At 31.6% G+C, this 12,703-nt stretch carries 14 protein-coding genes; 11 read left to right on the top strand and 3 right to left on the bottom strand.

From position 1 onward, the window contains the following. Window positions 1-43: 43 nt before the first annotated feature. Together czrB and KA926_RS11890 are read right to left on the bottom strand one after the other, a co-directional pair. Window positions 44-997 (bottom strand): CDF family zinc efflux transporter CzrB, encoded by a 954-nt coding sequence (gene czrB, locus KA926_RS11885; protein WP_119536042.1) that lies wholly within the window; start codon window positions 995-997, stop codon window positions 44-46. 18 nt (window positions 998-1,015) lie between these two features. Continuing rightward, window positions 1,016-1,315 (bottom strand): ArsR/SmtB family transcription factor, encoded by a 300-nt coding sequence (locus KA926_RS11890; RefSeq protein ID WP_119536043.1) that lies wholly within the window; start codon window positions 1,313-1,315, stop codon window positions 1,016-1,018. Window positions 1,316-1,464: 149 nt separating this feature from the next. On the opposite strand from KA926_RS11890, the gene KA926_RS11895 reads away from it, so the two are divergent. From KA926_RS11895 to KA926_RS11935, 9 genes are all read left to right on the top strand, one after another. After that, on the top strand, window positions 1,465-2,124 hold the full coding sequence (locus KA926_RS11895; protein WP_107384889.1) for an SDR family oxidoreductase: 660 nt from the start codon (window positions 1,465-1,467) through the stop codon (window positions 2,122-2,124). Between the two features lie 131 nt (window positions 2,125-2,255). Next, complete coding sequence (locus KA926_RS11900; RefSeq protein WP_107384888.1) at window positions 2,256-2,954, top strand: FadR/GntR family transcriptional regulator; 699 nt, start codon at window positions 2,256-2,258, stop codon at window positions 2,952-2,954. 556 nt (window positions 2,955-3,510) lie between these two features. Further along, a complete protein-coding gene (gene manA / locus KA926_RS11905; protein ID WP_210144517.1) occupies window positions 3,511-4,449 on the top strand; it encodes a mannose-6-phosphate isomerase, class I in 939 nt (312 codons plus the stop codon). 23 nt (window positions 4,450-4,472) lie between these two features. Further along, window positions 4,473-4,703 (top strand): hypothetical protein, encoded by a 231-nt coding sequence (locus KA926_RS11910; RefSeq protein WP_019467689.1) that lies wholly within the window; start codon window positions 4,473-4,475, stop codon window positions 4,701-4,703. A gap of 194 nt (window positions 4,704-4,897) precedes the next feature. After that, window positions 4,898-5,878 (top strand): YeiH family protein, encoded by a 981-nt coding sequence (locus KA926_RS11915; protein ID WP_107385905.1) that lies wholly within the window; start codon window positions 4,898-4,900, stop codon window positions 5,876-5,878. Between the two features lie 72 nt (window positions 5,879-5,950). After that, window positions 5,951-7,321, top strand: coding sequence for an EVE domain-containing protein (locus KA926_RS11920; protein WP_107385353.1), 1,371 nt, complete (start codon window positions 5,951-5,953; stop codon window positions 7,319-7,321). Window positions 7,322-7,637: 316 nt separating this feature from the next. After that, window positions 7,638-8,021 (top strand): thiol-disulfide oxidoreductase DCC family protein, encoded by a 384-nt coding sequence (locus KA926_RS11925; RefSeq protein WP_107384771.1) that lies wholly within the window; start codon window positions 7,638-7,640, stop codon window positions 8,019-8,021. A 23-nt stretch (window positions 8,022-8,044) separates the two neighbouring features. Continuing rightward, entirely contained in the window at window positions 8,045-8,908 is an 864-nt protein-coding gene (rbsK, locus tag KA926_RS11930; protein WP_107384770.1) for a ribokinase, read from the top strand. Between the two features lie 179 nt (window positions 8,909-9,087). Then, window positions 9,088-9,537 carry a Dps family protein gene (locus tag KA926_RS11935; protein ID WP_107384769.1) on the top strand — a complete coding sequence of 150 codons (450 nt, stop codon included), beginning with the start codon at window positions 9,088-9,090 and terminating at the stop codon, window positions 9,535-9,537. 239 nt (window positions 9,538-9,776) lie between these two features. Here KA926_RS11935 and deoD read toward each other — a convergent pair whose 3' ends face one another. Further along, window positions 9,777-10,487, bottom strand: a complete 711-nt coding sequence (deoD, locus tag KA926_RS11940; RefSeq protein ID WP_019468267.1) for a purine-nucleoside phosphorylase — start codon at window positions 10,485-10,487, stop codon at window positions 9,777-9,779. A gap of 179 nt (window positions 10,488-10,666) precedes the next feature. Here deoD and deoC point away from each other — a divergent pair, with 179 nt between their 5' ends. Both deoC and KA926_RS11950 read left to right on the top strand, forming a co-directional pair. Beyond that, on the top strand, window positions 10,667-11,329 hold the full coding sequence (gene deoC / locus KA926_RS11945; RefSeq protein WP_019468268.1) for a deoxyribose-phosphate aldolase: 663 nt from the start codon (window positions 10,667-10,669) through the stop codon (window positions 11,327-11,329). A 68-nt stretch (window positions 11,330-11,397) separates the two neighbouring features. After that, entirely contained in the window at window positions 11,398-12,699 is a 1,302-nt protein-coding gene (locus tag KA926_RS11950; RefSeq protein ID WP_107384768.1) for a pyrimidine-nucleoside phosphorylase, read from the top strand. The last annotated feature ends 4 nt before the right edge of the window (window positions 12,700-12,703 follow it).

Genomic DNA, 12,703 nt, shown 5'->3' on the forward strand with positions numbered 1-12,703 from the left:
TCAAGCTTTAAAATCTAGTCACTTTTTACTTTTTTAACTCACGTTATTTTTCTGTATAAATTGCTGAACATAAGGTATTGCTGTCATGATTATGATATTCTGTTTCAAATTGTATCGTCATATGTTGAATATTTAAATGTGTTAAGCGATGTTCAAGTTGGTTTAAAAGTTGTTCACCTTCTTCGATTGTCATGTCATTAGGTACTACTGCATGGCAACTTAAAGCATTTATTTCATTAGAAATAGTCCATATATGACAATCATGTACATTTTTTATTTGCACTTCACTTGTAATAGCGTTAATGATTTCATCCATATCGACATCACTTGGTGTACCTTCCATCAAAATATTAATAGATGATTTCGTTATGCCCCAACTACTTTTAATAATAAGTAGGGAGACGATAATGCTTGCAATTGGGTCTGCAATAGTCCAATTAAATGACCAAATAAGAATAGCTGCTACAATTGCTCCGACAGAACCTAATAAGTCTCCAATTACATGGAGAAAAGCGCCACGCATGTTTATATTATGATCTGTATCTCCACCTTTAAACATAAAAGAAGCAACAACGATATTAACAATGAGGCCAATTACACTGATGATAAACATTTCTGTAGATTTTACCGCTATTGGATTAAAGAAACGATCGATTGCTTCTATGATGATAAAAATGCCGATAACAAATAATGTCACACCATTAAATAATGCTGCTAATATTTCGAAGCGTTTGTAGCCAAAAGTCTTAGATTGAGTAGCATGTTTTTCAGAATAAATAAAAGCTAATAATGCTACACCTAATGAAATAGAATCGCTAAACATGTGTAAACCATCTGATAATAATGCTAAGCTATGTGCTAAAAAACCTCCGATGATTTCAACTATCATAAATATACCAATAATTAAAAAGCTAATAAGTAAGATTTTTTTATTATTGGTGTGTACATGACCATGTGTATGGTTGTGTGTGTGATTGTGTTCGTGATGTTGTGACATATAAGTTCACACCTTTCATTATAGTTTATGATTTGCATGATGAATTGCTTGTTTCAATAAATCAGTCACATGTGTATCATCAATTGAATATATCATTGATTGGCCTTCGCGGTTAGATTTGACTAGGTGGGCTTGTTTTAATATGCGTAACTGATGCGACACATTAGATTGCCCCATATTTAAAGTATGCGCAATATGACCTACACTGCTAGAATTTTGTGATAATAAATGCATGATGCGTATACGATTCCTCTCACTTAACGCTTTAAAAATATCAGTTACATCCTCTAAAGTTTCGGTATTTATTGGCGTATTCATATATTTAACCCTCCTATCATATGAAGATATTAATATATATTCATATATTAATGTTATTGTGCCAATATGTCAATTGAAAATGCATATTTGTTTTAAATTCTTATAAAAGTGGTAGACTTTTAATATGAACTCGATAAGGAGGTACCAATATGAGTATTTTAGTTATTGGCGCAAATGGTGGCGTTGGTCATCATTTAATAGAACAGTTAAAAGAAAAAGAGGTAGATTTTACCGCTGGAGTAAGAAAAGAATCACAAGTTGAACAACTGAAAGAACAGAATATCAAAGCAACTTTAATTGATGTTGAGTCAGATGATGTTCAAACTTTAACTGAAAAATTTAAAGGCTTTGACCGTGTAGTATTTTCCGTTGGTTCAGGAGGTAGTACAGGTGCCGATAAAACAATTATTGTAGACTTAGATGGTGCTGTTAAAGCTATTAAAGCAAGTGAGGTAAATAATGCGAAACAATTTGTGATGGTGTCAACATATGATTCTAGAAGAGAAGCATTTGACGCAAGTGGAGATTTGAAACCATATACAATTGCCAAACATTATGCTGATGAATATTTAAAACAAGCATCAGTACCTTATACGATTGTACATCCAGGTGCTTTATTAAATGATGATGGTACAAACAAAATTGAAGTAGGTGCCTTTTTTGAAGGCAGAGGTTCAATTCCACGAGAAGATGTTGCTTCAGTCCTCAATGAAGTTGTCACAAGTGACGACTATTTAAATACTGAATTCCAAATTATTAGTGGAGATGTAGAAATATCACAAGCTTTAGATAGCTTTAAAAATAAATAATCGATAGTTACAAATGTGGGCCAATTTACAAATTAATGTAATTTGGTCCATTTTTAATTGAAATATCTATTATTTTAATAAATTTTATGATGAAAATTTGATACAATAATAGATATCGTTTGGAGGTAACTATGAAGATTTCAAACACTAAAATTTATGAACAAGTTGCAGATACTTTATTGGAAAGCATCAAATCTGGAAATTATCAAGTTGGAGATAAAATACCATCTATACAAAAACTCAGTAAAGAATATGGTGTGAGTGTGGCTTCGGTAAGAGAAGCTTTAAATGCATTAAGAACGATAGGTGTATTGGAAATAAAACAAGGTTATGGAACATTTGTAAAGCAAATTGAACCGACTTTTTTTGAATTAGGAGATAAATTTAATTCGTTAGTTCAGATAAAAGAATTATTAGAGTTACGAGAGATTGTTGAAAGTGCAACCGTCAAAATGGCTGCATGTCACCGTACAGAAGAGAACTTAGTTGATTTGGAAAAGGCTTTGAATCGAATGGGGGAAGCAATAACAGATGGTACATCAGGAGAAAGAGCTGATTTAGAATTTCATCTATTAATCGCAAAAGCTGGTAACAATTCTTTGTTAGTTGAATTACTTAATAATATATCTGAACTTATGCAAGATTCTATGAAAGAAACAAGAAAAATATTTATTTATAGTAAACAAAAAACAATGAATAAATTATTAGAGGAACATGTAGTCATTTATAATGCAATTGCTAACAAAGATGATGTAGAAGCTGTTAAAGCCATGGAGACACATTTATTAGAAGTTAAAGAAACAATTTTAGCTAACTTCAAAGAAAAATAGATTTTAGAACGTAAGATACTTATAATCTTCAAATTTAGTTTAATGCTTTCCAAGTTCTTAAAGTATATGCACATATAATTAAATTTCAAGGAATAAAAAGCCCAAACTACAATAGTTTGGGCTTTTTTGCAAATTTTTATATTTTGAACAGTGATCATCTGGTCAAAATAATCATAATTTATTACCTTATATGTAAAAGAATATGAGTCCTTTGAAGACTCTAGTGTCATTATAATGTTAAAAATGTTGCGAAGGCAAGTCTTTATTTTAAAAAATTTATGACAATTGAATAATTTTATTGTCAAATTTAGTTGAATGGAATGGGGTAGCATTAATTTAACTATACGTCTATTAAACGTATTGATATAATAATTAATGATTTGAATATGACCAAACGTTGAAGTGACAGTTTATAAAGCATTAAGATATGTGATACAATTTCAATAGTTCTGTAAAATTAATTTTAAAATGTAATATAAATAGTATAATTTTATCTTTTTCTAAATTGTATATATCAGATTAAACAATATAAAAACTAAGTTTGGAGGTGTGGTGAATGTCATTATTTTTAAAACCAGTATTACATGAGAAAATTTGGGGTGGCACAAAGTTGAAATCACTCGGTTATGATTTGCCCGCTGAAAATATTGGAGAAGCATGGGGGATTTCAGCACACCCAAATGGAAGATGTGAAGTGTTGAATGGACCATACAAAGGACAAACATTAGATATGGTATGGAAAAATCATCGGGAATTGTTTGGTGATTTTCCGAGTCAAGAGTTTCCGTTAATGACAAAAATTGTAGATGCTAAGGAATCATTATCGATTCATGTGCATCCTGATGACGCCTACGCTTATGAAAACGAAAACGGACAATATGGTAAGTCAGAATGTTGGTATATTATAGATGCTGAAGAGGGCGCAGAAATCATATATGGTGTGAACGTAGATTGTAAAGATACTGCAGTTGATCAAATCGATGAAACAGACTATGAAAATTTATTTAATAAAGTTAAAGTCAAACCAGGTGAATTTTATTTTATACCAGCAGGCACGATTCATTCTATAGGGGCTGGTGTACTTGTGTATGAAACAATGCAATCTTCTGATGTCACATATAGAGTTTATGATTTTGATAGAGAAGAGGCAGCACATGATCGCAGAGGATTGAATCAAGCAAAAGCGAAAGAAGTCATCGAAGTTACTCAAGAAAATATTAATATAGCAACATACACCGAAATTGTTGAAAATCATAAACGTATCCAACTTGTTTCAAATGATTTTTTTACAATGGTTAAGTGGGAAATATCTGGTACATTAAATTATATGAAACCTAGAGAATTTGTTTTAGTTTCCGTATTAAAAGGTTCTGGACAAGTCATTGTTGATGGTGACATTTATGATGTAACACAAGGTCAAAATTTCATACTAACTTCAGACGATTTAGATACAATTTTTGAAGGGAATTATGAATTAATTATAAGTTATTTATAGATAAAAAAACGGAGTGTTTCAAAATGTATAAGTATTTATATGTATCATTAATTTGCGGTTTATTAGCTGGTGCGGGAATATTTTTAAAAATACCTATTTTTCCTTCATTTTTCTTACCAGTTATCATTGGTGCAATTGGTATCATTGCTGCATTAATTACGATACCTAACAAAGAAATAAATGGATTATTAAAACTTGGTGGTGTACTCATTAATTTAATGCCAATTTTGGGTGCATTGACGATGGTTCAATAGTCAATAAATTTAGTATCTTTACTTTTGAAGTAAAAGGTACTTTTTTTATATGTAAAAAATCATTTGCGTCATTAACTAAATCAAATTTATTTTTAACGGAATGGATATTAGTGATTATAATTAAAAGATTATAAAATATTCTTTAGCGATAAATTATTTATGGTAAAATAGAATTTAAATTGGAGGTGGGCTAAATGTCGAAATCTCGAGGTATACTGATGACATTTATTATTGCACTTATTGCAACGATTATGGGAAGTAAATTTCCAATAATAGGAAGTGCAATATTTGCAATTGTTATAGGTATTCTTTTAAATAATTTTATTGAAATCCCAAAAAAATATCGTGCCGGTATCCAATTTAGTAGTAAAAAAATATTGCATTATAGTATTATTGTTCTTGGTTTTACATTGAGTTTTCAATCTATTGGTTCAATTGGTTGGAAATCTTTACCAATTATAATCATAACTTTATTAGCAGCATTTATAATCGTGTTTATATTGATGAAAATATTTAAAATTAATGAAAATCTTAGTATTTTGATTGGTGTCGGTACTTCTATCTGTGGTGGCTCTGCAATTGCTGCTACAAGCCCAGTCATCAAAGCTAAAGAAAATGAAGTAGCTTTCGCAATTTCAACTATATTTTTATTCAATTTAATAGCAGTTTTTATATTCCCACCACTTGGTCATTTAATGAACATGGGCCAAACTGCTTTTGGCTATTTTGGGGGTACGGCAATTAACGATACATCTAGTGTTATTGCTGCCACATCTAATTACGGAAGTAAGGCTTTAGAAACTGGTGCTATCGTAAAACTGACACGTACATTAATGATTATTCCAGTAGTATTATTTTTTACATATAGAACGATACTTAAAGAAAAATCAAAACAAACAGGCACATCGGTTAAACAAATATTTCCATGGTTTATTGTTTGGTTTGTTGTAGCTTCACTGATTAGTACAATTTTTAATTTTTCACCTACAGTTATTCATATATTCCAACAAATATCATTATTCTTAATAACGATGGCAATGGCAGGTATAGGATTAAATGTAGATTTCAAACAGTTTAAACAGGCTGGTGCAAAGCCGATTTTATTAGGTTTAGTGACTTGGATAGTAGTAATAATAACAAGTTTAATATCAATGAAATTGATTAATTTATTATAATCATTGTTTGAGAACTGATTTTTAAATATAATGAGAAAATAGAATTTTTTATATGAGATAAGGAGTATCTAAATGGCAGAGGAAACAAGTTATTTTTGGTTGAATTGCGGATATAATCGCTGGAATCATAACGAACCATTAGTGGGTCAAACAACATTATTTGAATCAGGTGCACAATTTAATCCGTCACAAGGTTTCCGATCTTTTAAACAAGCTAAAGTAGGAGATAAAGTTGTATTTTATCAAGTACAGATGGATACTGGTTTACTAGGATTTGGTGAAATCACTAGTGTACAAACAGGTGCACAAAATAAAATTCGCGTGCATTTTCAGTTATTAGAACAATTGAAACCATTAACTGCTGATTACTTAAAAAGAAGTGAACAATTAGAATTTCGAATTACTAATATGAAAGAAACATTGTTTAATCAAATTACAAAAGATGAATTTGACTTAATCGTGAGTTTAGGTAAAGGCGAAACGAAAATACCTAGATATTTCTTTATATCAGAGGAACAAGAATTCGAACCCAATTCTTATAATACCTTGTTTACACACACATATAATGGCATTAAACGAAATGGATACCATTTTTATAAACAGCTTGAAATTGGTGATCAACTCGTTTTTTATAATAAATATAGAGAACAATCAGTGATTGGTGTAGGTGAAGTAAGTCAACATTTACATGAAAAATCTCCAATCCCTGGTCGCACAAACAGTACTGCGATAGAAGTTTATTTTGAAAAAGAAATCGAACCTGTAACATTGAGTACTTTAAATAAACACCCCAAATTGAAAAATTTATATTATTTACAAGAAAATGCAAAACAAGCTATTGCGAGCATGTCACGCACACAGTTTGATGCAATTCTTGAAATGAGCGAAAATGATGGCATGAAATCTCAATTTGAAGCGGTTAAAAGTCAAGGTGTTATCGATAAAACAGATGATGAGGATATAAAACCATTTATTCTGTTAGTAGTTGATAAAGGTGAAGGTTTAAAAGCTGCAGAAAACTTGTTACAAAAGACGAATGCTAATCCAGTAATTACAGCAGGTCATCCAGATTTTACAGAAGACATGCTTTATGGTAAGTATTTACCAAATGAGGCTGGTGCTTTGTATTATAGAGAGGGCTTCATTACTAATCTTATGCCAAGAAATGATAAAAGTTATCTAGTCATAGATAATTTTAATCGTATAGACCCAGACATTTTTCAAACATATATTAACGTTTTAGAAGGTTATGAAATGACACTGCCAAGATATAATAGGGACGGTAGCATGGTGAAGTGGTCCAGAAAAAAAGACTCATTTTATCATTTTAATCCGAATTGGCATATCGTTGGTATCACGTACGATAGCATAAATGATATAAAGCAAAAATATACTGAACAATTTTTAAAGTACACAAGAATTGTTAAGGTTAATCAAGATTAAAATTACGAAAAAGCGTCTGGGGCATCATTGATGTGCCCCAGACGCTTATATATTGTCAGAAGATGACTGAACTTCAGCTCAGGTTATCATTTTATACATTTTCAATGCTGGTCATCCTTGCCGGAGTGGGACGACGAAATCTTTTTAATAAAATTAGATTTCTGTCTCATCCTTTTTTGTATATAAATGTAATATTTAGTGATACATAATAAGATAATTCATATCATGATTTATTTTTATCATTTTAGGATATAATATAACTGTGAATAAATAATTTATATTTTATGATAACTAATCATAAAAAGGAGATGAACGTATGCCAATAATTTATTACGATGGTAATTGTGTATACTGTTATAATTACGCAATTTGGCTTATACAAAATGGGTTGTCTAGTCGTTACCAATTTGCAAAACTTCAAGGTGCTACAGCTCAAAATATGTTTGCCAATTATCCTGAAACACAGCAACACGATAGTGTTATTTTGCAAGAAGGAGATCAATTTAAATATAAGTCGGATGCAATAGCATCACTGATTTCATCCTTAACAAATTATAAATGGATTGGTTTATTATTATATTTAACGCCTAAATTTCTGAGAGATTTTGGTTATCAACTTTTTGCAGATAATAGAAATAGAATGTGGAAAACACATTGGCACAAACCTAATGATTATGAACGATCATTTTTTATTGATTGATTGAATAGATGGAGGAAAAGAATATGGGGAACATAATTGTGATTGGTAGCGCATCAATCGATTTAGTGGTGAAAACAGATATTTTACCTAAAGTAGGAGAAACTGTAATGGGAGAATCATTTTTTACAAATCCTGGAGGTAAAGGTGCTAACCAAGCTGTTGCGGCTGCGCGTTTAAGCAATCATGTTTATATGATTGGAGCTGTAGGCGATGATGATAATGGCCAGCAAATACTTTCAAATCTTAACAACAACAATGTAAATACAGCGTATATGGATGTTATTGAAAATGAAGCGTCTGGAACTGCCCATATAACGTTATTTGATGATGATAATCGTATTATTGTAGTGCCGGCAGCAAATAATTATGTAACGCCAGATAAAGTAATTCCAAAACTTGAATTTTTTGAAGCTGGCGATATTATTGTAATGCAACATGAAATACCGGCAGAGACCATAAAAGAAGTAGTGGACTTTGCACAAAAACATGAAATGAGAGTAATGTTAAATCCTGCACCATTTCGTGCATTAGACAAAGAAATAATTGAAAAAGTTAATTGGTTGACACCAAATGAATCAGAAAGTGAATTATTATTTGAAAATAAGGTTGATAAAGCTTTAATGATGTATCCTGAAAAATTAATTGTAACTAAAGGCGCTTCGGGGGCATTGTTTTACAGTGATTCTCAACAACTTGTAAAAGGGTATAAAAAACAAGTAGTTGATACTACAGGCGCCGGAGATACATTTAATGGGGCATTAGCAGTTGCACTAATTGAAAATAGGTCATTAGAAGAAGCGGTTAATTTTGCCAATTTAGCTGCTAGTTTTTCAGTTACAGGATTAGGCGCTCAAGGTGCAATGCCATACAGAAAAGAACTAGATTAAAGCGTATGATTCAGGGTATAATGTAAGTAGATAATTAAGCTACACTCTAAATTATAATAATTATAATTTAGAAGAGGGAATCACTTTACAGATTATAATTATTATAATATAATAATTATTGTAATAGAAAATCGATTGTCGCTTAATTAGGACAACAATTCAAAGGAGAGATTTTTGATATGTCAAAAAATAATGAAGAAGTTGTAAAAGTATTAAATCAGCAAGTAGCAAACTGGACAGTTGCATTCACCAAATTACACAATTTTCATTGGTATGTAAAAGGGCCAAATTTCTTCTCACTACACACAAAATTTGAAGAATTATATGATGAAGCAAGTCAATATATAGATGATTTAGCAGAACGTATTTTAGCAGTAGGCGGTAATCCAGTAGGAACATTGAAAGAAAGTTTAGAGTTATCAATTATAGATGAAGCTGGCAAAGGCTATACAGCTGAACAAATGGTTGAGGCATTATCAGTAGATTTTGATAATATTTCTAAACAATTAGGAGAAGCGATTGAAGTAGCTTCTAAAGCTGAAGATGATGTAACAGAAGATATGTTTATCGGTATGCAAACAAATATTGACAAACATAATTGGATGTTAAAATCTTATTTAGGAAAATAAAAATATAGATAGACAAACAGCTTTCATGAATAAAAGACAGAAATCAAATGATAAAATCATTTGATTTCTGTCTTTTTTGTGATAAAGCTATAAGAACATAAAAGCTAGATACTTCATACATGAGCATTATAAAATTTTGTGTTCAGTAATTTTAGTAAAATTGTGCAAAAACAGCTTGGGATTATAATTTTTAATCCCAAGCTGTTTTATTTTGTGAGTAAGCTAAACATGTTCAAATATTATTCAGCAATTTCTAACGCAATTTCCATCATTTGAGTAAATGAGTTTTGACGTTCTTCTGCAGTTGTTGCTTCGTCACGTAAAATATGATCACTTACTGTGAAGACACCTAATGCTTTTTTATTAGCATAAGTTGCATTTAAGTATAAAGCAGCTGATTCCATTTCAATACCTAAGATGCCCATACGTTGCCATTTTTCGTTAAATGTTGGATCAGCATTATAAAATGTATCTGAAGAAAGAATATTACCAACATGTGTAGTAGCACCAATTTCGTCTGCTTTTTGTTTCGCTTTTAACATTAAGTCAAAATCAGCTAAAGGTGCATAATGTCCAGGAATATTATATTGCTCTACATAACTAGAGTTCGTAGAAGCACCTTGAGCAATTATGATGTCATATAAGTTAACATTTTCTTGCAAAGCGCCACATGAACCAATTCGTATGATTGTGTCGACATTGAAAAAATTATATAGTTCATATGAATAAATACCAATACTTGGAATACCCATACCAGAACCCATTACAGAAACTTCTTTTCCTTTGTAAGTACCTGTATAACCAAACATGTTTCTAACTTCATTAAATTGTTTTACATCTTCCAAATAATTATCAGCAATATATTTTGCTCTTAAGGGATCGCCAGGCATTAAAACAGTTTTAGCAATTTTAACTCCATTAGGTTGAATATGTGGTGTAGATTTTGTCATAGACTTCTTCTCCTTTAAATTCTTTTATCAAAATAAAGATAACATTTGTTTATTATTTTTGCGAATTTTTGTAATATAGAGGTAAAGCACTTGTTGTGATGTTATTAATTTTTTAGAATAGTAATGACTTTCAAGAATGGGAATAATTTCATACAGATAATATTTTAGGAGGAATTAGAATGAATTATGCAAAATATATAGATCACACTTTACTAAAACCGGAGTCTACAAGAGACCAAGTCGATAAAATTCTTGATGAGGCAATTGAGTACCATTTTAAATCAGTATGTATTAACCCAACGCATGTAAAATACGCAGCAGATAAATTACAAGACACTGACGTGTTAGTATGTACAGTAATTGGTTTCCCATTAGGTGCTACAAATACTGAAGTGAAAGTGTTTGAAGTTGAAGATGCTATTAAAAATGGCGCATCAGAAGTAGATATGGTTATCAATATTGGTGCCTTAAAAGATGAACGTTATGACGAAGTTCAAAAAGATATTGAAGGTGTTGTAGCAGCAGCAAACGGTAAGACAGTGAAAGTAATTATTGAAACTTGCCTTTTAACTGATGATGAAAAAGTAAAAGCTTGTGAGTTAAGCAAAGCAGCAGGCGCAGACTTTGTGAAAACATCAACTGGATTTGCCGGTGGTGGAGCTACACCTGAGGATGTTAAGTTAATGAAAGATACAGTCGGAGATGCTTTAGAAGTTAAGGCTTCAGGTGGTGTCAGAAACTTAGAAGATTTCAACAAAATGCTAGAAGCTGGTGCGACTCGAATTGGCGCTAGTGCAGGTGTACAAATCATCCAAGGATTAGAAAGTAATTCAGATTATTAATCACTATCTTTAAGTTTAAAATGAGACATATAAAGACATAAATGTCTAATAGGGGGAGGCCAACTCAAATGAGAATGGTAGATATTATTGAAAAGAAACGTGATGGTCAAGCTTTAACAAATGAAGAAATAGAATTCTTTATTAATGCTTATACCAGCGGTGAAATACCAGATTATCAAGCGTCGAGTTTAGCGATGGCAATTTTTTTCCAGGATATGAATGACCAAGAAAGAGCAGCACTTACAATGGCAATGGTTAATTCAGGTGACGTGATTGATTTATCAGCGATTAATGGGATTAAAGTTGATAAACATTCTACAGGTGGTGTTGGTGATACAACTACACTAGTATTAGCTCCATTAGTAGCTTCTGTTGGTGTTCCTGTGGCTAAGATGAGTGGTAGAGGATTAGGTCATACTGGCGGCACTATTGATAAATTAGAATCAGTTGAAGGGTTTCACGTTGAAATTAGTGAAGATAAATTTGTTGAACTTGTAAATGAAGCAAAAGTAGCTGTAATAGGACAAACTGGGAATTTAACACCGGCAGACAAAAAGCTTTATGGCTTACGTGATGTGACTGGAACAGTTAATTCAATACCACTGATTGCATCTTCTATTATGAGTAAAAAAATTGCTGCTGGCGCTGATGCTATTGTATTGGATGTAAAAACTGGTAACGGTGCCTTTATGAAAACAATCGAAGATGCTGAAGCACTCGCACATGCGATGGTCAGTATTGGTAATAATGTTGGCCGAAACACGATGGCGATTATTTCAGACATGAGTCAACCATTAGGTAATGCAATAGGTAATGCCTTAGAAGTTAAAGAGGCGATCGAAACATTGAAAGGTCAAGGTCCAAAAGATTTAACTGAGCTAGTTATGACTTTAGGTTCGCAAATGGTAGTTGTTGGCGGTAAAGCTAAAGATTTAGATGAGGCTCAAACATTATTAGAAAAAGCAATTCAAGATGGTTCAGCGCTAGAAAGTTTCCGTACATTTTTAGAAAATCAAGATGGTGATGGTTCTGTCGTTGATGATGTCAATAAACTACCACAAGCACGCTATCAAATTGATTTGCTTTCGCAAAAAACAGGTACTGTAACTGAAATTATAGCCAATGAAATCGGTGTTGCATCTATGATGTTAGGTGCAGGAAGACAAACTAAAGAAGACGATATTGATTTAAGTGTAGGTATTGTCTTGCACAAAAAAGTAGGAGATTCAGTTGATGAAGGCGAAGCTTTATTAACGATTCATAGTAACCGTGAGCAAATTGATGATGTTAAGGAAAAATTAAATCAAAGTATTGCGATTAGTTCACAAGGTGAAGTTCCTACGTTGATTCATAAAATAATTACTGAATAGGAGA

Origin of the sequence: Staphylococcus sp. GDY8P94P, from assembly GCF_017892255.1 — a bacterium.
GTDB classification, from domain to species: Bacteria; Bacillota; Bacilli; order Staphylococcales; family Staphylococcaceae; genus Staphylococcus; species Staphylococcus cohnii.

What these genes read in the sequence shown, in the direction of transcription:
- czrB (WP_119536042.1), bottom strand. Translation starts at nt 997, where the DNA reads ATGTCACAACATCACGAACACAATCACACACACAACCATACACATGGT.
- KA926_RS11890 (WP_119536043.1), bottom strand. Translation starts at nt 1,315, where the DNA reads ATGAATACGCCAATAAATACCGAAACTTTAGAGGATGTAACTGATATT.
- KA926_RS11895 (WP_107384889.1), top strand. Translation starts at nt 1,465, where the DNA reads ATGAGTATTTTAGTTATTGGCGCAAATGGTGGCGTTGGTCATCATTTA.
- KA926_RS11900 (WP_107384888.1), top strand. Translation starts at nt 2,256, where the DNA reads ATGAAGATTTCAAACACTAAAATTTATGAACAAGTTGCAGATACTTTA.
- manA (WP_210144517.1), top strand. Translation starts at nt 3,511, where the DNA reads ATGTCATTATTTTTAAAACCAGTATTACATGAGAAAATTTGGGGTGGC.
- KA926_RS11910 (WP_019467689.1), top strand. Translation starts at nt 4,473, where the DNA reads ATGTATAAGTATTTATATGTATCATTAATTTGCGGTTTATTAGCTGGT.
- KA926_RS11915 (WP_107385905.1), top strand. Translation starts at nt 4,898, where the DNA reads ATGTCGAAATCTCGAGGTATACTGATGACATTTATTATTGCACTTATT.
- KA926_RS11920 (WP_107385353.1), top strand. Translation starts at nt 5,951, where the DNA reads ATGGCAGAGGAAACAAGTTATTTTTGGTTGAATTGCGGATATAATCGC.
- KA926_RS11925 (WP_107384771.1), top strand. Translation starts at nt 7,638, where the DNA reads ATGCCAATAATTTATTACGATGGTAATTGTGTATACTGTTATAATTAC.
- rbsK (WP_107384770.1), top strand. Translation starts at nt 8,045, where the DNA reads ATGGGGAACATAATTGTGATTGGTAGCGCATCAATCGATTTAGTGGTG.
- KA926_RS11935 (WP_107384769.1), top strand. Translation starts at nt 9,088, where the DNA reads ATGTCAAAAAATAATGAAGAAGTTGTAAAAGTATTAAATCAGCAAGTA.
- deoD (WP_019468267.1), bottom strand. Translation starts at nt 10,487, where the DNA reads ATGACAAAATCTACACCACATATTCAACCTAATGGAGTTAAAATTGCT.
- deoC (WP_019468268.1), top strand. Translation starts at nt 10,667, where the DNA reads ATGAATTATGCAAAATATATAGATCACACTTTACTAAAACCGGAGTCT.
- KA926_RS11950 (WP_107384768.1), top strand. Translation starts at nt 11,398, where the DNA reads ATGAGAATGGTAGATATTATTGAAAAGAAACGTGATGGTCAAGCTTTA.